Raw genomic sequence first — 19,232 nt, forward strand, 5'->3', positions numbered from 1 at the left:
TCGTCGGTTGATCGGACGCCTGCTATGGCCGCGGCTCAACTTTCCAACAGCCGCAACGGATGCAGACCGTCGACGTTACCGACGAACGGCGGATGGATGCTGTACCCCAGCATCCGGCGAATGTCATCGGACACCGCCCGCGCGATGTCGCGCGATATCGACAGGGTGTAGGCCTCCATCGGCCGCAGCCACGGTTGGCAGTACTGGGCGGTGACGGCGAGGCGCTCGCGGTCGGTGTCGTTGACACCCCCGCCGTGCCAGAGGGTGCCGACGAAAAAGACGCAACTGCCGGCGGGCATCACGACGGGTAGCGCCTGATCGTCGGGGCCCGGCCGGCGCTTGCCCCAGCGGTGGCTACCCGGGTAGACGATTGTGGCGCCGTTGTCGGCGGTGAAGTCGTCGATCGCCCAGATCGTCGCTGCAGCCAGCGGTTCCCGGGGGCGCGGAATCGGGTAGAAGCCGTCGTCGTGGTGCGCCAGCTGCGCGGCCTCGCCGGGCTGAATGTTGATGGCCTGCAACGCCGAAAGCAGGTAGTTGGGCATCAGCAGCCGATCGAGTACCGCCAGCACCCGCGGGTCATCGACCAGCCGATCGCACGCCCGGGTCCTACTCAGCACGCTGTAGATGCGCTGGGTGCGCAGGCCCTCGAACGAATTGCGTCCCGTGTGCCGCAGCGAAGGGCGCACGACCTTTCGGATCTGCGAGCACTGCTCGGCGGTCAGCAGGTTCTCCCAGATGACGTAGCCGTCACGATCGAGTGCGGCCATGTCGGCCTCGACGACCGCGCTGTCCACCGCACTTCCACCGGTCGGCGTCCGCTTGTACCGCTGCGCCAGGTCGCCCCGCAGGTCCTCCAGCGTGGTGAAGGCGTCGTCGTCGATGCTCATCGGTGCTCGTCCTTAGTCCACTGGCACTTCTGCCCACACTAGGCCGAGTTCGGCTCAACCCACACCCAAATCACCGACCGGTCAACCCCGAAGGCCGGTGATGAACCGTTGCACACTGCGGGTCAGCGACCGTGGGACGTGGTCGGGATCCATCAGGTCGTTCTCGGCCAGCGGGCCCGCCTCGTTGGCGACGGTCCGCTCGGTGAAGGGCCGCAACGTCTTGCCTTCTCCGCGAAGTGCCTCGATCGCCTTGAGCACCGACCGGTGTTCGCCGATCGCGTCTTCGAACTCGCCCAGCGAAACGCCGAGGTGCTCTGCCATCAATTCGCTTCGCACCGCGGCGATTTCGCGGCGCAGGTCGTCATGTTCGGAATTGGCCGGCTGCGCCTCGATCGCGACGTCGCACTCGCTGTCGAACCCCATCGAGCGGTTGTTGAAGTTCGAGGAGCCGATGCGAAGCAGCCGATCGTCGACCACCAGCACCTTGGAATGGACGTAGATCGGCGTGCCCCCGTCGGTCGCCGGCCAATAGACGCCCAGCCGGCCATGATCGTCGGCTTCCCATAGCAGCCGGATGAGGCGGTGGCGGGCGCTGTCCATCGTTCCGCGCTCGAGCGGGTTGTTGCCTCTGCGGGCCAGCACGATGACGATCTCAGGACCGTCTTCCTCGCCCAGCCGCGCGGCCAGCGCCCTGGCGATGGTTCGGGATGCCAGGTATTGGTTCTCCACATAGATGGTGTGACGCGCCGCCGCGATGGCGGCCAGGTTGAGCGCCTCCACCTCCCTGACCTCGGAGCGGCCTTCGAGCTCGGGCACGGTGCGCGCGATTCCGACGTCGACGTTGCGCAGGTTCGGTTCCAGCTTGCTGGGCCAGGTGCTGTGCTTGGCCTCAACCGGCGGCAACGAGCGTTTCGTCGCGGTCTGCCACCTGGTCAGGGCCTGCTCGCCAAGGGCCCGAGCTGCCGCACCGTCGACGGCCAGGCCGACGTCGTGTCGTGGCCCATAGCTGCGCCCCGCCGTGCGGCGGTGATGGTTGTCATGCGTGTGCGCACGGGTGTCCCACCGTTCGAGCGTCAGATCGATGCCGCCGCAGAACGCCGCCGCATCGTCGACGACCACGATCTTCTGATGATGCACAGAGCCGATCGGGTGGGCGCCGTCAATGGCGAGATGCATTCGCCTGCTGCTGATCTGGTTCAGCAGCGACACCGGGGTGAGGCCGAACCAGATGCCGTCGAAGGCCGGCAGCAGACGCAGATTGGACTTCAGCAGGTAGATGTCCAGGCCCGGCCGTTTCCACAGCATCCAATAAAGGAACGCGCCCAGCTGGTTTGGTCCGGGAAGTGTCTTCTCGCCCCGCTCGAACGTCACCCTGGTATCGAAGTCCCAGCCGATCAGCATGATCCGATGGCGGGCGCGCAGCATCGCGGCCTTGGCGTGCTTGAAGTAGTCGGCCGCGTCGATGATGGCGGCGAACCGGTCGGCCCGTGCCGTGCGCCAGCAGGTCTGGCCGGGAGTCAGGAGTCGATCGTCGTGCACGCGGGGGCTCTCAACGATGCTGCTGGGACAGCGCGGACATAGCCACTGTGTACCACGTAGGGCCGGAGTGTCAGGATTCGTGCGGAACCGGCGCCCGGCGGCACAACGTGCGCGTTTGCCGTCGTTATGCACTGCCGGAGGGGCTCGGCAGGACAAGGGCGCCGACTTATATGAGGATGAAGCGATGCGAATGCTGCTAGTGCTTGCGGGCTGCGTCGCCCTCGCCGGTGTGGCCGCGCCCGCGTACGCCGACCCGGTCGGCACTTCGGGACCCGATGCGAGCTTCATCGCCGCGCTCAACCAGGCGGGCATCACCTATCAGGACCCGGCTGCGGCCGTAGGAGTGGGTAAACGGGCGTGCCAACTGATGGACGAGGGCAGTCCCCAGGTCGACGTGATCAAGAGCGTGTCGTCGAGTAATCCGGGGTTCACGGTGGACGGCGCCGCCCAGTTCACCATGATCGCGGCGAGCGCCTACTGTCCCCAGCATCTGGGGCAGCACGTCAACCAGGCACCGCAGCCCGCGCCGACGCAGCAACCATTGCCGGTCATCGACATTCCCATCTTCACGCCGGGCGCCGCCTAGCGGCCGGTACGGGCCGCGGTCGGGTTGTGCTGCAACGGGATTCGCCCGTTAGGCCGCGGCCTCGAGGGTGAGCAGGATGCGTTTGGCTTCCACGCCCCCGAGGTAGCCGCCCATCGCGCCGTCGCTGCGCACCACGCGGTGGCAGGGCACCACGACCGGTAGCGGATTGGTGGCACACGCACTGCCGACGGCGCGAACCGCGTTGGGATTGCCGGCCAGCTTGGCCACCGCCGCATAGCTCGCGGTGTGGCCGTAGCCGATCTCGGCTAGGTGACGAAGCACCGTGTTGCGGAATCCGCCCGAGAGCCGCCAGTCCAGCGGCACGCCGAAGTCCCGGCGCTTACCGGCGAAGTACTCGTCGAGTTGCCTTGCGGCAGTGTCGAGGCGGCCGGGTGCGAGCAGGATGCGCGGGCTGATCCTGTTGGCGAGGCTTTGCAGGACGGTGTCGTGCCCCTCGCTGGCGTAGGCGACCCGAACGAGGCCGAGTTCGGTGGCCGCGATGAGCAAGGCGCCGACCGGGCTGTCGACGATGCGGTAGGCGATGTCGAGGAGGCCCTCGGCTTGCGCGGCGGTGGCGAGCCGGGCGTGCAGTGCGCCCAGGTCGTTGGCGGTGGCGTCGGTGATCTGCGCCAGCTCGCGGGTCAATTCGTGTTCGTTGCTCATCGGTGTTCTCCTGTCCCGGTCGTGCCGGCGGCGACGCCGGGGTATGTGCGTCTGAGGGTGGCGATGCCGTCGGCGGCGGCGCGCCGGGCGGCGTCGGTACTGCCGCCGAGGATGGCGGCGATCTCGGAATAGGGCAGGCCGGCCAGATAGTGGTAGGCCACCGCCTGCTTCTGCTTGGCGGGCAGCCGGGCCAGCGCGTCGGCCAGGTCGTCGTCCCTGTCGGGCTCTGCCGGGCCGGCGGTCTCGGGCACGTCGTCGGTCGGAACCGCGCGTCGCGCCCGGGCCCGGGTCAGGTCGATGGCTTTGCGGTGCGCGATGGTGACCAGCCAGGCCTCGACGTTGGCGTCGGCGGGCAGGTCGGGGTAGCCGCGCAACGCGGACAGAAAGGTCTCCGACCAGGCGTCGTCGGCGTCGACCGGCCCGATGATGGCGCGGCATACCCGCAGTACGGCGGGGCCGTGGTCGGCGACCACCGCCTCGAACGGTCGTTTGGCTGTCACGCTGTGTAGACGTTTCGCCGGGAAAGTTTGTGAGATGTCCCCAGTGTCGAACACCGGCGGGTGGAGCGACTAGACGGACTGGAAGCTGCGCTCCACCTCGGAGCGGCTGCGAACCCGATCGGTGCCGAGCACGTAGGTCGGCAGGGTGTGGGGGACCGTGGTGCCGCCCTTGACCCTGGCCTGGGCCTGCCGGAATTCCGGCGCGGGGCCGGATGCGGCGTTGATCCCGTTGATGATCGACCACACCGCGGTGCGACGGGCGGTGCGTTCGACGATGTTGCAGTCGCGGTGCTGCAGCATCTGTTTCGCCCATTTCGGCATGGTGTCGCGGATGGCCCAGTCGACTGCAGCCTGCGGCATGGGGACGTTGGGGCCGGTGCCCATCGCTTTGCCATGGGTGACAGCGAGTTTCGGCAAGTAGGACTCCAGGCACTCGAGCGTCTCGGCCTTGGTGGTCGGCAGGTCGGTGCCTCCCAGCGCGTGCCCCACCCGGACGAACTCACCGTAGTAGCGGTCTAGTTTCTTGCCGCGCAACGGCATTGGGTGATAGAGCTCGTGCGCGGTGGCCAGGCCCCAGACGACGGTCGCATAGTTCCAGCGCAGCCAGTCGGGGTCGTCGGCGTCGTAGCGGGCGCCGTCGGGACGAGTGCCCTTGATGGTGTGGTGCATCGCGCGCACCGATTTCGCCAGGCGCTCAGCGGTTTCCGTTGACCCATATGCCGTGCCGATGAAGAACGCCACCGAGTGGCCGAGACGTGTCGCGGCGCCTTCGGGATCGATCTGGGGCACTTGCGATATCGGGTTTCCGTTGCTGTCCCGCTTGATCAGTCGCGAGTGGTGCATGCCCATCCAGTAGATCGACGGGTCCAGGGTCTCCATGAAGGCGGCGCACTGCAGGCCGAAGATCAGCGCGGGCAAGTGCGAGTGCACGCGCCACACGGCGCTGTCGGGGCCGAACCAGCCCGGGTCGCCGACGGGCGCGGCGAACTCCATGCCGCGGAAAAAGTACCGCCGCATGTTGTCGTCCAACCGTTTGTTGATCAGCTGCCCGACGATCTGGTGTGGCAGAAACACGGCGTACTCCCTCGAAACTTCTGGTCACGGCTGTAACCAGAATAAGTTTTGGCTACAGGTGTGACAAGACCCGCGCGATCGCGACTTACGCTGTAGGGATGTCGAGTCCCACCCGGTGGGCCGGTATACCGCTCAAGGACCGCCGCGCCGAGCGTCGTGCGCTGCTGGTCGAGGCCGCCTATCGACTGTTCGGCAGTGGCGGTGAGGCGGCCGTCTCGGTGCGTTCGGTGTGCCGCGAATGCGGGCTGAACACGCGGTACTTCTACGAAAGTTTCGGTGACACCGACGATCTGCTCGGTGCGGTCTACGACCGGGTGAGTGATCAGCTCGGCGAAGTGATCGAGTCCGCCATCGAGCAGGCCGGGGATTCGCTCGGTGCCCGGACCCGGGCCGGCATCGCGGCGGTGCTGGGCTTCTCGTCCGCCGATCCGCGCCGCGGCCGGGTGCTGTTCACCGACGCGCGCACCAACCCGGTGCTGGCCGCCCGGCGCCGCGCGACGCAGGACATGCTGCGCGCGGGCGTGCTCACCGAAGGCTGGCGCCTCAACCCCGATTCCGATCCGGTGGCCGCCGAGGTCGCGGCCGCCCTGTACACGGGCGCCATGGCCGAGCTCGCGCAGCAGTGGCTCGCCGGCCATCTGGGCACTGATCTCGATGTTGTCGTCGACTACGCGCTGAAACTGGTGCTGCGGTAGGGAGTGCGGTTATGGGCGGAATCGAACACGCGATGGGCCCGGTCCGGCGCGTTCTCGGGCGCAAGATCAGCGTCGGCGGGCTGATCGAGCTGGGATTGTGGTTGTTGATCCCATACCTGTGTATCGGGTTCGCGTGGACAGCTTTTCACCCCGAGCAGACCCAGCGAATTCAGGCGCGGATAGAGGCCGTGGCGCCCACCGGCGCCGACGCCATGGCCTTCGGGGTGGCCACTGTGCTGTGGCCGGCTTCGCTGCAGATCGCAGATTCCTGCCCGGCGCCGTGAGCGACTCTGGGGTGGAATGCGTGCACGATCGGACGGTTTGCTCCTAGGCTCTCAGACCATGTCCATCGACCGGTTCGGCCTTCTTGCGGGCACCATCCGACTTGCCTCTGGCGTTTCCTTCCTCGTCGACCCGCTACGGGCGAACAAGTTGTGGGGAGACCCGGACGAGCCGGCACCGACGGCGCAATTGTTGTTGCGGTCGATGGGCTACCGCGACGCGCTGATCGGTGTCCTGCTCGCGTCGGCGGCGCTGCGCGGGAAGAACACGCGCGGCTGGTTCCTGGCCTCCGCGGGTGCCGACGTGGCCGACCTGGTCGGCGGGATGAGCGTGCACAGCGAGATGAAGCCCTCCCAGCAGATCATCGGCCTGGGTGGTGCCGCTGTCGGTGTCGCCGCGGGCCTCTGGGGCGCGGTACGTCCGGCCAAGCGCCGCGCACCCCGGGCGGTGACCGAAGAACCAACGCCTTGAGCTGAGGTATCCGGCCCGAGGTGGCCGCCGGACCAAGCTCGCGGTGACAGGCCAGCGGTGATGCTGTTGACTGAGCGTCATGGGTTTCGGTGTGCTGACATTTGTTACCGACGACGGCATTGGTCCCGCGGAGTTGGGGGAGGCGCTCGAGCAGCGCGGTTTTGAATCGGTCTTTCTCGCCGAGCACTCGCACATCCCGGTCGACGCGAAGACTCCGTATCCGAGCGGCGGCCCGATTCCGCCGAAGTACTACCGCACGCTGGATCCCTTCGTGGCACTGACCGCCGCGGCGGTCGCCACCGAGCGGCTCGTCCTGGGCACCGGGATCGCCCTGGTGCCCCAGCGCGATCCGATCCACACGGCCAAGGAGGTGGCGTCGCTGGATCTGGTGTCGCAGGGGCGATTTCGATTCGGCGTGGGAATCGGCTGGCTGCGTGAGGAGATCGCCAACCATGGCGTGAAACCCTCGGTTCGCGGGCGCGTCGTCGACGAGCGGCTCGACGCGATGATCGAGATCTGGACGCACGAAAAGGCGGAATATCACGGCGAATTCGTGAACTTCGACCCGATCTACAGTTGGCCCAAGCCGGTCCAGAAGCCTTATCCGCCGCTCTACCTCGGCGGCGGACCGGCCGGCTTCAAGCGCATCGCCCGGCTGAACGCGGGCTGGCTGTCGATGACGGGGTCGGCAGAGGAGTTGTCTTCTCCGCTCGAGCAATTGCGTGAGGTGGCCGGCCGGGACGTGCCGGTGATCCACTTCCACGGCGGCAAGCCGACGGCCAAAGAACTCGAGGGTTATCGCGAGCTGGGTGTGCAGCACCTGTTGGTGGACCTGCCGACCGAGCCTCGCGATCAGACGCTACAACGCCTCGACGGCTTGCGGACCGAGCTCGCCAAGCTGTCGTAAGCTCAAGTGCCGCAGAAGGTCTGATACTTGCCGAAGTCCTCCGGGGCGGGCGTGGCGTAGCGTTCGAGGCCGGCCCGCTCCGTATAGGGGTCCATCACCGCGGCGAGCAGTTGCTCCAATGGGCCGAGCTCGCCGGCCGTCGCGGCGGCCAGCGCCTCCTCGACCAGATGGTTGCGAGGAATGTAGATAGGGTTGGTGCGATCCATCGTTTCGGCGTCGGGACCCAGCGCCCGCCAACGCGTCAGCCACGCGTCAAAGCCGGCGAGGTCCACGAACAATCCGCGCACGGGTTCGGCATCGGATTTGGCATGTCCACGCGCCGCCTGGCCGAGCCCGCGGAAGAAGGAGGTGTAGTCGACGTGGTTCTGCTTGAGCAGCAGAAGCAGTTCCTCGACCAGCACCGTGGCGAATTCGGCGTCGACGCCGTCGGGTAGGCCGAGTTTGGCGCGCATCCCGGAGCCCCACACGGCGTCGTAGCGGGTCTGGAAAACACCGAACGACTGCTCCGCGAGCGCGATGGCCTCCTCGGTGTTCTCCGAGAACAACGGCAGCAGCGTCTCGGCGAAGCGGGCGAGGTTCCATCCGGCGACGACCGGTTGGTTGCCGTAGGCGTAGCGTCCCCAGAAGTCGATCGAACTGAAGACGGTGTCGGGGTCGTAGGCCTCCATGAAGGCGCACGGCCCGTAGTCGATCGTTTCACCCGAGATGGTCGTGTTGTCGGTGTTCATCACGCCGTGGACGAATCCGATCAGCATCCATTGCGCGATCAGCGACGCCTGGACGGCAACCACCGCTTCGAACAGGGCGAGGTATGGGTTGTCCGCCTCGGCGGCGCCGGGGTGATGGCGGGCGATCGCGTGGTCGGCGAGGCGGCGCAGCAGGTCCTCGTTTCCGGTGGCCGCGGCGAACTGGAAGCTGCCCACCCGCAGATGACTGCTGGCCACGCGAGTGAGCACGGCACCCGGCAGCGTTTCTTCGCGATGGACCGGGCGGCCGGTGCCCACCACGGCCAACGATCGTGTCGTCGGCACGCCCAGCGCGTGCATCGCCTCGCTGACGATGTATTCGCGCAGCATCGGCCCCACCGCGGCCAGGCCGTCACCGCCGCGGGCGAACGGCGTGGCACCGGAACCCTTGAGGTGGATGTCCCGCAGCCGCCCGTCGCCGTCGGCGAGTTCGCCGAGCAGCAGGGCACGCCCGTCGCCCAATCGCGGAACGAAGCCGCCGAACTGGTGACCGGCGTAGGCCTGGGCCACCGGGGTGGCCCCGTCGGGCACCGAGTTGCCGACCAGGAAGCGCAGCCCGTCGGGTCCGCGCAGCCAGGCCGCGTCGAGGCCCAGCGACTCGGCCAGCGGCTCGTTGAGCATCAGCAGCTGCAGGTCGGGGAACGTCTCCGCCTGCCAGCGGACCGCCATCTCCGGTAACTCGCGGGAGAACCGGTCTTGGAGAGCAACCGTGGTATCCGGGGCAACGCTCATCTCATCGAGCCTACGGAAACCCGAAGGCGCTATCCGAGGGCTTTGCCGATGAGGTCGCGGGCGCGGTCGAGCATCGACGCGAACGGCCCAAGCGCGAAGTTCAGCTTCGCCGACTCCACACCGGGGTGGGGGCGCGTCGGAGCGATGGCCTCGGCGGCGCGCACTGCCGTCCCCATTCGCTTGAGGTCGTCGGTGTCGACCTTGCGCTTCAGGATGGGGAACTCTTCGTCCTCCTCCTGCCGGGCGTGCTCGAGCACGGCTTCGCGCAGCTTGCTGAGCTCTGCGATGAATTTGTTCGAGGTGATGTCGAGCTTCTCGATCGCCGACAGCAACTCCTTGGCTTCATGCTCCTCTTGGAGGCGGGCGTCGACGATGGCGTCGCCGGCCTCACCGTCCTCCCGCCGCACGCGCGGATGCACCACCATTTCCTCGGCCGTCTCGTGGACGGCCAGCAGCTGACGCAACGTCGCGAACGGCTCTTCACGCGCCTTCGGATCCGTCGCGTGCAGCACTTGGTCGAACATGTCCTCGATGAGGTTGTGCTGCGCTTTCAGGAATGCGACAACTTCGTCGGGTGATTCGACAATGAGGTCTGCCATCGCCGATACCTCCAATGACTTCAGGAATTGGGACTGCGCACTGTGGGCTGAGTGCGGCTTGTCCGAGTCATACCCGCTGCACAAATGGCCAAACGGCGCCTCGCTGCACACGACGCTCTGAGGCGCCCAGTCCTGGAATCAGGACCCCTTGCGGCACAACGTATTCGTACCTCTGCGTCGACCGCCCAGCCAGATCCCCGTCAGCTGCGCAGCGTCCGACGGGGATCTGGGGGGTAGGGCGAGCGGCTTAGACGCCGCGGTTCCGAGTGGTGGTGGGCCCGACGCCGGTGCCAGCGGCCGCGTCCTTCCGGCGCATCAATCCGGCGAGTCCGCCCAGGCCCAGGAGGCCCACGAGGCCCCACAGCCCGGTCTTATCGTTGTGCTGGTCATTGTTGTTGTCCGCCAACGTCGTTGTGGTGGACGACGGCGTGGGAGCACTCGGACTGGCGGCATTGGCGACACCAGCTCCGCCGAACAGCAGTGCTCCGGTGGCCGAAACGATTGCAATGGTCCTACGCATTTCTACTCCTAATGGGTTTGCTCGGTCGAGCCCAGATGGCCGATCGACACGCGTTTCGGGACCAGGGTGCTCTAGTCTCCGCAGAAAGCGACGCCGACCGATGGCCGTAACGTCGCGAGGGATGGCTTACCCCGGCCAGCAACGTCGAAACTCGATGCCGCGGGCTTTTCGTTTGCTGGCCGCGGCAAGCGGAGGCTCCGGCGGGAAACCCGGCGCAAAAGCGAGACGTCGCACGACCGTCCGGACTGAGTTCTCACCCGGTCGGGTTACGGTTAGGGGCAACGCACCCGCCCGACACACAGAGACGACAGATCAGCCGACATGTACGAACCGGTCAACACCACCGCCGCCGAGCCCGAAGACATCGGCTCTCGCATCGACCCGGTCCTTGCCCGGAGTTGGCTCCTGGTCAACGGCACGCACGCCGACCGGTTCCAATCCGCGGTGAACTCGCGCGCTGACATCGTCGTCTTCGACATCGAGGACGCGGTGGCGCCCAAGGACAAGAACGCCGCCCGCGACAACGTGGTGAGCTGGCTGGGCGCCGGCAACATCGACTGGGTCCGCGTCAACGGCTTCGGGACCCCCTGGTGGGCCGACGACCTGGCCGCCCTGGCCACCACCCCGGTCGGCGGGGTGATGCTGGCGATGGTCGAATCGGTCGACCATGTGACCGAGACCGCCAAGCGGCTGCCCGATGTGCCGATCGTGGCCCTGGTGGAAACGGCCCGGGGCCTGGAACGCATCACCGAGATCGCCGCGACCAAGGGCACCTTCCGGCTCGCTTTCGGCATCGGCGACTTCCGCCGCGACACCGGTTTCGGCGACGACCCGGCCACCCTGGCCTACACGCGATCACGTTTCACCATCGCCTCCAAGGCCGCCAACCTGCCCAGCGCGATCGACGGGCCGACCATCGGCTCCAATCCGCTGAAACTGATCGAGGCCACCGCGGTGTCCACCCAGTTCGGGATGACCGGCAAGATCTGCCTGACGCCCGATCAATGTGCCGTCGTCAACGAGGGACTCTCGCCGTCGCAGGATGAAATCTCGTGGGCGAAAGAGTTCTTCGTCGAGTTCGAACGTGACGGGGGAGAGATCCGCAACGGCTCCGACCTGCCCCGCATCGCCCGGGCCACCAAGATTCTGGAGCTGGCCCGCGCGTACGGCATCGAGGCGTTGGACATCGACGAGGAAGAGCGCGATCACTCGCCCGCGCCGTCGGATACCTACCACTACTGAGCCAGTGGACGCCTGCACGTCCGCGATTACGCTGATGTGGTGAGCGCCAAGGGCCGGATCCGGGTGGCGCGGGTCTACGACAACGTCAGCCCCGACGAGGGCCAGCGCGTGCTGGTCGACCGCGTCTGGCCACGAGGGGTGCGCAAAGACGATCCGCGCGTGGGCATCTGGTGCAAGGACGTCGCCCCGTCGAAGGATCTCCGCGAGTGGTACCACCACGACTCGGACCGCTTCGACGAATTCGCGTCGCGCTACAAGAGCGAGTTGCGCGACAGCGGCGCCCTGGACGAGCTGCGCAAGCTCGCCAAACGCGGTTCCATCACGCTGGTGACGGCAACCCGCGAGCTCGACATCAGCCAGGCCGCAGTCCTGGCCAAGCTGCTCAAACCTCGCTGAACCTGCTTCGAACCGGCAACGTCGTAGGCTCGTCCCGTTGACATGACCACCCCCGACCCGATCCTCCCGCGGGAACTGACCGACCTTCCCGAGGCGATCCGCGGCGTCGCGCCGCCGCCCATCCCGGAATTGCCTGCGCCCTACGGTCTGCGCGTCGCCGACCCGGATGCCGACGCCGAGATGGTCGCGGAGTGGATGAGCCGACCGCATCTGGTCGAGGCGTGGGAGTCCAACTGGCCGGCGGCGCGGTGGCACCGCTACCTGAAGGCGCAATTGGAAGGCGGCTTCTCACGCCCGCTCATCGCCACCCTGGACGAGGTTGACCGCGGATACATCGAAATATACAGAGCGGCAAAGGATTCCATTGCTCGGCGATACGAGCATGACCCCTACGATCTGGGCCTGCACGTCGCTGTCGCTGATTTGGACTACATCGAACGCGGCCACGTCAGTTACCTGCTGCCGTATTTGGTCATCGGCATCTTCACCCGCGATCCGCGGTGTCGCCGCATCATGTTCGACCCCGATCACCGCAATGCGTTGGCGCGCAAGTTCTGTGAACGAGGCGGCTGCGCATTTCTCGGCGAGCATGACATGTCGAACCGGCGGATGGCGCTGTACGTGCTGCCCCGAACTCCCGAAGACGTCCCCCGTCAGCGCGACACCTGATGGCGCCGCGCGCCCGCATCAAAGCTGCTGTGCCAGCTGCTGTCCGATGAAGGCCGCCGCTTCACCGAGCAAGAGGCTCACGACGATGTTGGCCAATGCCGCGCGGAGTTGGCGTTCCTCGCCGAGCCGCTGCGTTTCGAGCATCCAGGTGGAAAACGTGGTGTAGGCACCGACGAAGGCGGTACCGGCCAGCATGGCCACGTCCTTGTTCAGCGCCATACCACCGAGGAAGCCCAAAAGCGCTGCGCCACTGAGGTTCACGGCAAGCGTGCCGAACGGAAACGGCCGTGATAGCCGGCGCGCCACCGTGCGGTCGATGACGAAACGCAGCACTGACCCGATGCCGCCGATGAGCACGACGCCGACCCAGACCAGAGTCGTCGTCGCCGCAGCGGCGGTCATCGGCGCACCCGGACCCGGCGCACCAACTTGGTAGCAAGGTGCACCGCCAGCAGGCCCAGCACGATGCTGGTCACGGTGTAGCCGACGGCCAGCCCCCAGTGGCCGTGTTCGATCATCCTCAGCGTTTCGACCTGCATCGTCGAGAAAGTGGTTAAACCGCCGCACAATCCGGTGCCGAGCAGGGGCCGCCGATAGCTCGACGTCGGCAACCGCTCCAGCAGTCGGGTGGTGAAGTAGCCCACCAGGAATGCGCCGACGATGTTGACCGTGAAGGTGGGCCATGGCCAGCTCGTCGGGTCACCGCCGGCCAGGGTGCCCAGCGCCGCACGTGCCAGGGAGCCCAACGCCCCACCGGCGAATACCGCGGCCAATTCGCGATAGTCCCGTTGAGCCACTGGGTCGATTCCCTTCGTTCGCCGGTGCGCTACGCAGCGTATGGCCGAAGTCCAGACCGGCGCAGCCCGGGGGGACGCGGACACAGGCAGAATTGGTAACCATGGTCGCCAACCCCCGCGCCGGTCAGCCGGCCCAGCCCCAAGACCTCGTCGATCTGCCCCACCTGGTGACGGCGTATTACTCGACTGCGCCCGACCCCGGTGACGTCGCTCAACAGGTCGCCTTCGGCACGTCGGGGCACCGCGGATCGGCGCTCAACGGGGCGTTCAACGAGGCTCACATCCTGGCGATCACCCAGGCCATCGTCGAGTACCGCGCCGCGCACGGCACCACGGGCCCGTTGTTCATCGGCCGGGACACGCACGGCCTGTCGGAGCCGGCGTGGGTGTCGGCGCTGGAGGTGCTGGCCGCCAACGACGTCGTCGCCATGATCGACTCCCGCGACCGATACACCCCGACACCTGCGGTCAGCCACGCCATCCTCAGCTACAACCGCGGCCGCACCGAGGCGCTGGCCGACGGAATCGTCGTGACGCCGTCGCACAACCCGCCCTCCGACGGTGGCTTCAAATACAACCCGCCCAACGGTGGCCCGGCCGATACCGACGCCACCAACGCGATTGCCAAGCGCGCCAACGAGATCCTGCGCGACGGGTCGGGCGTCAACCGCATCCCGCTGGCCCGGGCGCTGCAAACCGCGCAACGCCACGATTACCTCGGCAACTATGTCGACGACCTGCCCAACGTGGTCGACATCGACGCCATCCGCGCGGCCGGGGTGCGTATCGGCGCCGACCCGCTGGGCGGGGCCAGCGTGGACTATTGGGCGGAGATCGCCCAGCGGCATCGCCTGGACCTGACCGTGGTCAATCCGTTGGTCGACGCGACATGGCGATTCATGACGCTCGACCACGACGGCAAGATCCGGATGGACTGCAGCTCGCCGGACGCGATGGCGGGGCTTATCCGAACGATGTCCGACAACCCCGGCCGCTACCAGATCGCCACCGGCAACGACGCCGACTCCGACCGGCACGGCATCGTCACGCCCGACGAGGGCCTGCTCAACCCGAACCACTATCTCGCGGTGGCCATCGAATACCTCTACACCCAGCGGCCGTCGTGGCCGGGCGGCATCGCCGTCGGCAAGACCGCCGTCAGTTCATCGATGATCGACCGGGTGGTCGCCGGCATCGGCCGCAAACTGATCGAAGTGCCGGTCGGATTCAAGTGGTTCGTCGACGGCCTGATCGGGGGCACCATCGGCTTCGGCGGCGAGGAGTCGGCCGGGGCGTCGTTCCTGCGGCGGGACGGCTCGGTGTGGACCACCGACAAGGACGGCATCATCCTGGCGCTGCTGGCCTCGGAGATTCTCGCGGTCACCGGTGCGAGCCCGTCGCAGCGCTATCAGCGGCTGACCGCCGAGTACGGCACGCCGTACTACGCGCGGGTCGACGCGCCCGCCGACCGTGACCAAAAGGCCCGGCTCTCAAAGCTCTCCGCCGACCAGGTGACCGCGACGGAATTGGCGGGGGAGCCGATCACCGCGAAGCTGACCGCGGCGCCGGGCAATGGCGCACCACTGGGCGGATTGAAGGTGACGACGACCAATGCATGGTTTGCCGCGCGTCCGTCGGGAACCGAGGACGTGTACAAGATTTACGCGGAATCCTTCAACGGGCCTGAGCATTTGGCGGAGGTGCAAGAAACCGCGCGCGAGGTAGTTAATAAAGTCATTGGGTGACTTTTTCCCTCCGTCTTGCCCGCTCGGGGGGGCGTGCGTCCCGTTCTGGCCGGCTGCCGCGTGAAGTCTGGATTCTGAGCTGGGCGAATATCATGATCGCCCTGGGCTACGGGGTGATCTCGCCGGCGCTGCCAACCTTTGCACGTACCTTCGGGGTCAGCATCAAGGCGGTGACATTCTTGGTCACCGTCTTTTCGTTGAGCCGGTTGTGTTTCGCACCGGTCAGTGGCCTGCTCACCGAGCGGTTGGGTGAGCGGCGGATCTATATCGCGGGTTTGCTGATCGTGGCGGTGTCGACCGCCGCGTGTGCGTTTTCCCAGGCTTACTGGCAGTTAATGCTTTTCCGGGTCTTCAGCGGCATCGGGTCCACGATGTTTTATGTCTCGGCGCTGGGACTGATGATCCACATCAGCCCTCCCGACGCGCGCGGGCGGATCGCGGGGCTGTTCACCACTTCGTTCATGGTCGGCGCCGTCGGCGGTCCGGCGGTCGGCGGCCTGGCGGCGGGATGGGGACTGACCGCACCATTCGTCGTCTACGGCGTCGCCATGCTGGGTGTCGCGGTGGTGCTGTTCTACAGCCTGCGGAACTCGGCCCTGGCCGCACCGCCGCCGCCGAGCCGATCCACGGTGACGCTGCGCGAGGCGCTGCGGGTGCGGGCGTACCGGTCGGCGCTGCTGTCCAATTTCGCGACGGGATGGTCGGCGTTCGGCCTGCGCGTCGCCCTGGTCCCGCTGTTCATCTCCGACGTCATGGGCCGCGGCATCGGCATCATCGGCGTGGTGCTCGCGGCGTTCGCGGGCGGCAATGCGCTGGCCGTCATCCCGAGCGGCTACCTGTCGGACCGGATGGGGCGGCGCACCTTGTTGATCATCGGGCTGGTGACGTCCGGGGTGGCGACCGTCTGGCTGGGCTTCGTGTCGTCGCTGCCGGTGTTCATGGTGGCGGCCGGCGTGGTCGGGGCGATGACGGGGATCTACATGTCGCCGCTGCAGGCCGCCGTCGCCGACATCCTGGGCAATGAAGCCCGCGCGGGCCTACCGGTGGCGACGGTGCAGATGATGTCGGACCTGGGTGCCATCGTCGGATCGATGGCGGTCGGCTGGACCGCCGAGCAGTTCAGCTACACGTGGGGCTTCGTCATCAGCGGGATCGTCCTGCTGATCGCCGCCGTCGGCTGGGTGGTGGCGCCGGAGACGCGGACGGCGGTCGATCTGGAGGCAGATCTGCTCGCATCCGAGTCGGACGTCGAGCCGGTATGAGCAGCAACTTTGAAGGTCAGTTACCCGTGGTGTAACTTCGATGGGCACGACTTCATGGGGCTATGGCGCAGCTGGTAGCGCACCACACTGGCAGTGTGGGGGTCAGGGGTTCGAGTCCCCTTAGCTCCACTAAAGAGGTCTTACTCGAACCCGCGCCCGAAAGGATGTCGGCGAGAGTAAGAGCCAATCCAGAAGACGAATAATGACCTGCTCGATCCGAGGCTCCCGCGAGGGGGCCTTGTTTCGTTGTGACGGCCGTGGCGTTCGCTGAGGTTTTCCTCGACATCGCAAGCGCCGGGTGGAATTCGTCGAAGGGCGGATTCAAGTCGCTTGCCTGAACACCGTGTTCGTCGAGGAAGATCCGCTGGTAGAAAGTCTCGTTGAGATTCCGGCGGATCTCATTGGTGCCGTCGGTGTAGGTCGCTTCCGGATCAGACATGAGATCGAGCGTCCTAGCTGGATCGGTGCTTCACAGTCCCGGGCGACGTCGACGCGAGGGTGTCGGCGTTGACGGCCGACATGGGTCACCGCAGAGAATTGGCGGCATCAAAAGCCTTGACCACCAACGCAATCCTGCAGGGATTCGACCGGCGGCCGAGGCGCTCGCTAGCCTCTACGGCCGCAGTCCCGCCCGCTGTGGTCGAAACCGCCGCACGTCGGGGGCAGCGCATGGCGTTGCCACCTAGGGATTACGGCGGTCTTTGACTGGAATGGCGGCGTCCACATTGGGGGCGTATGGTTCTTCATAAGCGGATAAAAGTTATCCGGTTAGGAGTTCCAGCTCGTGATCACGGTCCAAGCCGATGTTGCGTCGCGGTCGCCGCGCCGTGACGCTCGGCCACCGATTTCCACTGATCCTGATAGCTATCGGTGCCGTCAGCGACTTCGTCGGCAGCCAAAACCCCGAGCTATGGCAGCGCCTGTTTCGGCTGACCATCGGTGGCATGCGGACGACTCACACCTACCAGTCGGCCTCGACGCACCGCCGGCACTGACGAGGCAACAACTGCATGCCGCGACCCAGACCGATGCACCCCCGCCGCGATGCTACGGCTTCCACTTCTCACGATCCGACCAACAGGAAAGAAAGGCCTTGTGATGACCACGTCTACGACCCACACCTCGCCCATTGACTCGATGCCGCGCGGTGGCCACGATGCGTCGTGGCTAAGCCGCTGCCTGCAAACCGACGTCCTCGAGTACACCGACCGCTACGACATTCCCGACCAGATCAAGCAATACGTCGTCACCGCACTCGATAACATGGGCACCCGGCAGGGGACGCACGCGTCCACCGCTCAACTCGCTGTTGACCTCGTTGCCGGGATCGACACCCCCCGCATCCTGGAATTGGGCGCCGGCCACGGCCGCCTCTCCGACCACATCCTGCACCTGCACCCCACCGCCGAGCTCACCATCTCCGACTTAGACCCCCATTCAGTGCGCAACGTCGCCAGCGGCCCACTGGGCCGCCACCCGCGAGTGAGAACCAAGGTCGTCGACGCCACCAACATCGACGATCCAGACGACAGCTACGACCTGGTGGTATTCGCCAATGCGTTCCATCACCTCCCGCCACCCGTCGCGGTCAAGGCCATCGCCGACGCCACCCGGGTCGGCAAAACCTTCCTCATCGTCGACCTCAAGCGCATGCCTTCACCGGTCCTGGCGCTGCTGCCGCTGATCATGCCAACCATCGCATTGAGGGTGCGCCCGCTGGCCGCAGCAGGCGCCGTCATGCACGACGCTTATATCAGCGCCCTGCGCGCCTACAGCCCCTCGGCCTTCACCGGTTTGGGAAAGGCCGCCGATCCCCACATGCGGGTCCAGTTCCTGCCGACGCCCAAGAGGCGAATGCGCTCGCTGGCCCTCACCTTCCGCCGGCCTGGAACGCCACGGACGGTGGCATGACCACACGAGTCGCTGCAACTGCACTACGCGAAGTCCCTCGATCTGTGGGCCGAGGCACTCGAGGCGATTCGCGAGCACGCCATCGCCATCCAGTCCCAAGAGGTCTACGACCGTGCCACGCCCCGGCGAGCTGCTCCCCAACGTCGGCGACGGTGCGTCCTGCGGCGCGGGTTGAAAATTCTTCTTGCAGCGGGGGTTTCGCCCCAGTCGGCTCTGATTCGGGTGTGGTCAGTGTCGGCCGGCGGGATCCCAGGTTTGCATCACCGCGTCGAGTTGTTCGTCGTCGAGCGCGTTGGCCTTTAACCGTGGCTGGTCGCTGCGATAACACATTCCGTCGAGGAGGATGGCTACATAGCGCCGCCACAGATCGCCATCGACATGCCCGGCGTATTCGCTGACCGTTCCCGCCAGCAGCCCGAAGATAGGCATATCGGTGGGCGATAGTTCCGCGCGTAGGTACCCGTCATCCTGAGCTCGCTCGACGAGTTTCGAAAGCGCCGGCACCAGCCGTGCGCGGGCGGCATCCACCCGATCCCCGCCATAGGCCTTGCTGAAGGCGATCTCCCGCATCCCGCGGTCGGTCGCGGTGATTTCACACATTTGTTCAACGAACCACACGAACACATCCCACGAGTTGTTATGGCGCAACGCCGATTCGGCCAGGCCGGTGAGCTCGTTCATGCCATCTTCGAAGACCGCCTCGAGCAGTTCTTCTTTCGTGGGAAACCGTCGGTAAACGGTCCCCACCCCGAGACCGGCATGGTGGGCTACGTCGTTGAGGGTGGCCTCCATGCCCCTGGACGCAAACAGGTCGCGGGCGGCCTCGATGACCCGCTGCCGATTGCGCTCGGCATCCTTTCGCAGCGGGCGACGTGTCGTCTTGCAAGCGCTCACGGAACCCAAGTGTAACGACGCCCACGCCAAAAACGGATTACCTATATCCACTTTGTCCACTAGGTTACGTAGCTAGACCCCGGCAGCCGCCGCCCAGGAGTGGCCTATGTCGTTG

Annotated in this window: 23 protein-coding genes, 1 tRNA gene and 1 pseudogene; 14 read left to right on the top strand and 11 right to left on the bottom strand. The window is 66.5% G+C overall.

The window, feature by feature from the left end; translation table 11 throughout:
* Positions 1-35: 35 nt before the first annotated feature.
* Both A5760_RS01345 and A5760_RS01350 read right to left on the bottom strand, forming a co-directional pair.
* Complete coding sequence (locus A5760_RS01345) at positions 36-887, bottom strand: phytanoyl-CoA dioxygenase family protein (protein WP_064877294.1); 852 nt, start codon at positions 885-887, stop codon at positions 36-38.
* Positions 888-968: 81 nt separating this feature from the next.
* Entirely contained in the window at positions 969-2,426 is a 1,458-nt protein-coding gene (locus A5760_RS01350; RefSeq protein WP_064877295.1) for a phospholipase D-like domain-containing protein, read from the bottom strand.
* A gap of 184 nt (positions 2,427-2,610) precedes the next feature.
* On the opposite strand from A5760_RS01350, the gene A5760_RS01355 reads away from it, so the two are divergent.
* A complete protein-coding gene (locus tag A5760_RS01355) occupies positions 2,611-3,012 on the top strand; it encodes a DUF732 domain-containing protein (protein WP_064877296.1) in 402 nt (133 codons plus the stop codon).
* Positions 3,013-3,060: 48 nt separating this feature from the next.
* Here the strand turns inward: A5760_RS01355 and A5760_RS01360 are convergent, their stop codons facing one another.
* The 3 genes from A5760_RS01360 to A5760_RS01370 all read right to left on the bottom strand — a co-directional run bounded on the left by A5760_RS01360 (position 3,061) and on the right by A5760_RS01370 (position 5,249).
* A complete protein-coding gene (locus A5760_RS01360; protein WP_064877297.1) occupies positions 3,061-3,675 on the bottom strand; it encodes a methylated-DNA--[protein]-cysteine S-methyltransferase in 615 nt (204 codons plus the stop codon).
* On the bottom strand, positions 3,672-4,175 hold the full coding sequence (locus A5760_RS01365; protein WP_064877298.1) for an RNA polymerase sigma factor: 504 nt from the start codon (positions 4,173-4,175) through the stop codon (positions 3,672-3,674). The genes A5760_RS01360 and A5760_RS01365 overlap by 4 nt, the downstream gene beginning before the upstream one ends.
* Positions 4,176-4,244: 69 nt before the next feature.
* Complete coding sequence (locus A5760_RS01370) at positions 4,245-5,249, bottom strand: oxygenase MpaB family protein (protein ID WP_064877299.1); 1,005 nt, start codon at positions 5,247-5,249, stop codon at positions 4,245-4,247.
* A gap of 98 nt (positions 5,250-5,347) precedes the next feature.
* Between A5760_RS01370 and A5760_RS01375 the strand changes: the two genes are divergently transcribed.
* The 4 genes from A5760_RS01375 (at position 5,348) to A5760_RS01390 (ending at position 7,604) form a co-directional block, all read left to right on the top strand.
* Positions 5,348-5,944, top strand: a complete 597-nt coding sequence (locus A5760_RS01375) for a TetR/AcrR family transcriptional regulator (RefSeq protein WP_064877300.1) — start codon at positions 5,348-5,350, stop codon at positions 5,942-5,944.
* An 11-nt stretch (positions 5,945-5,955) separates the two neighbouring features.
* A complete protein-coding gene (locus A5760_RS01380) occupies positions 5,956-6,228 on the top strand; it encodes a hypothetical protein (RefSeq protein WP_064877301.1) in 273 nt (90 codons plus the stop codon).
* Positions 6,229-6,286: 58 nt separating this feature from the next.
* Positions 6,287-6,697, top strand: coding sequence for a DUF4267 domain-containing protein (locus A5760_RS01385; RefSeq protein ID WP_064877302.1), 411 nt, complete (start codon positions 6,287-6,289; stop codon positions 6,695-6,697).
* 79 nt (positions 6,698-6,776) lie between these two features.
* Positions 6,777-7,604: an LLM class F420-dependent oxidoreductase gene (locus A5760_RS01390; protein WP_064877303.1), complete on the top strand. Its 828-nt coding sequence runs from the start codon at positions 6,777-6,779 to the stop codon at positions 7,602-7,604.
* Between the two features lie 2 nt (positions 7,605-7,606).
* Here A5760_RS01390 and A5760_RS01395 read toward each other — a convergent pair whose 3' ends face one another.
* From A5760_RS01395 to A5760_RS01405, 3 genes are all read right to left on the bottom strand, one after another.
* Positions 7,607-9,082 (bottom strand): protein adenylyltransferase SelO, encoded by a 1,476-nt coding sequence (locus A5760_RS01395; protein WP_064877304.1) that lies wholly within the window; start codon positions 9,080-9,082, stop codon positions 7,607-7,609.
* 29 nt (positions 9,083-9,111) lie between these two features.
* The gene (locus A5760_RS01400) at positions 9,112-9,681 is read right to left on the bottom strand and encodes a hemerythrin domain-containing protein (RefSeq protein ID WP_064877305.1); all 570 of its coding nucleotides are present in this window, start codon (positions 9,679-9,681) and stop codon (positions 9,112-9,114) included.
* A 247-nt stretch (positions 9,682-9,928) separates the two neighbouring features.
* Positions 9,929-10,201 carry a WGxxGxxG family protein gene (locus tag A5760_RS01405; RefSeq protein WP_064877306.1) on the bottom strand — a complete coding sequence of 91 codons (273 nt, stop codon included), beginning with the start codon at positions 10,199-10,201 and terminating at the stop codon, positions 9,929-9,931.
* Positions 10,202-10,522: 321 nt separating this feature from the next.
* Between A5760_RS01405 and A5760_RS01410 the strand changes: the two genes are divergently transcribed.
* The 3 genes from A5760_RS01410 to A5760_RS01420 are packed head-to-tail and all read left to right on the top strand — an operon-like array spanning position 10,523 to position 12,508.
* A complete protein-coding gene (locus A5760_RS01410) occupies positions 10,523-11,443 on the top strand; it encodes an HpcH/HpaI aldolase/citrate lyase family protein (RefSeq protein ID WP_064877307.1) in 921 nt (306 codons plus the stop codon).
* Between the two features lie 39 nt (positions 11,444-11,482).
* A complete protein-coding gene (locus tag A5760_RS01415) occupies positions 11,483-11,839 on the top strand; it encodes a DUF488 domain-containing protein (protein WP_064877455.1) in 357 nt (118 codons plus the stop codon).
* Between the two features lie 42 nt (positions 11,840-11,881).
* Positions 11,882-12,508, top strand: coding sequence for a GNAT family N-acetyltransferase (locus A5760_RS01420; RefSeq protein ID WP_064877308.1), 627 nt, complete (start codon positions 11,882-11,884; stop codon positions 12,506-12,508).
* 18 nt (positions 12,509-12,526) lie between these two features.
* On the opposite strand, the gene crcB (A5760_RS01425) is transcribed toward A5760_RS01420, so the two are convergent.
* Positions 12,527-12,910 carry a fluoride efflux transporter CrcB gene (gene crcB, locus A5760_RS01425; protein ID WP_064877309.1) on the bottom strand — a complete coding sequence of 128 codons (384 nt, stop codon included), beginning with the start codon at positions 12,908-12,910 and terminating at the stop codon, positions 12,527-12,529.
* Positions 12,907-13,305, bottom strand: coding sequence for a fluoride efflux transporter CrcB (gene crcB / locus A5760_RS01430; protein WP_064877310.1), 399 nt, complete (start codon positions 13,303-13,305; stop codon positions 12,907-12,909). The genes crcB (A5760_RS01425) and crcB (A5760_RS01430) overlap by 4 nt, the downstream gene beginning before the upstream one ends.
* Before the next feature lie 101 nt (positions 13,306-13,406).
* On the opposite strand from crcB (A5760_RS01430), the gene pgm reads away from it, so the two are divergent.
* The 6 genes and pseudogenes from pgm to A5760_RS26495 all read left to right on the top strand — a co-directional run.
* A complete protein-coding gene (gene pgm / locus A5760_RS01435) occupies positions 13,407-15,050 on the top strand; it encodes a phosphoglucomutase (alpha-D-glucose-1,6-bisphosphate-dependent) (RefSeq protein ID WP_064877311.1) in 1,644 nt (547 codons plus the stop codon).
* Between the two features lie 92 nt (positions 15,051-15,142).
* The gene (locus tag A5760_RS01440) at positions 15,143-16,312 is read left to right on the top strand and encodes an MFS transporter (protein ID WP_064877312.1); all 1,170 of its coding nucleotides are present in this window, start codon (positions 15,143-15,145) and stop codon (positions 16,310-16,312) included.
* Between the two features lie 56 nt (positions 16,313-16,368).
* Positions 16,369-16,441, top strand: a tRNA-Ala gene (locus A5760_RS01445).
* Positions 16,442-17,115: 674 nt separating this feature from the next.
* Positions 17,116-17,307 (top strand): hypothetical protein, encoded by a 192-nt coding sequence (locus A5760_RS01450; RefSeq protein ID WP_064877313.1) that lies wholly within the window; start codon positions 17,116-17,118, stop codon positions 17,305-17,307.
* A gap of 103 nt (positions 17,308-17,410) precedes the next feature.
* A complete protein-coding gene (locus A5760_RS01455) occupies positions 17,411-18,223 on the top strand; it encodes a class I SAM-dependent methyltransferase (protein WP_064877314.1) in 813 nt (270 codons plus the stop codon).
* A 6-nt stretch (positions 18,224-18,229) separates the two neighbouring features.
* A pseudogene (locus A5760_RS26495) lies at positions 18,230-18,337 on the top strand (class I SAM-dependent methyltransferase); the annotation flags it as partial.
* A 114-nt stretch (positions 18,338-18,451) separates the two neighbouring features.
* Here the strand turns inward: A5760_RS26495 and A5760_RS01460 are convergent.
* Complete coding sequence (locus A5760_RS01460; RefSeq protein WP_064877315.1) at positions 18,452-19,117, bottom strand: TetR/AcrR family transcriptional regulator; 666 nt, start codon at positions 19,115-19,117, stop codon at positions 18,452-18,454.
* Positions 19,118-19,232: the final 115 nt, after the last annotated feature.

The organism is Mycobacterium colombiense, assembly GCF_001665835.1.
Classification (GTDB): Bacteria; Actinomycetota; Actinomycetes; order Mycobacteriales; family Mycobacteriaceae; genus Mycobacterium; species Mycobacterium colombiense_A.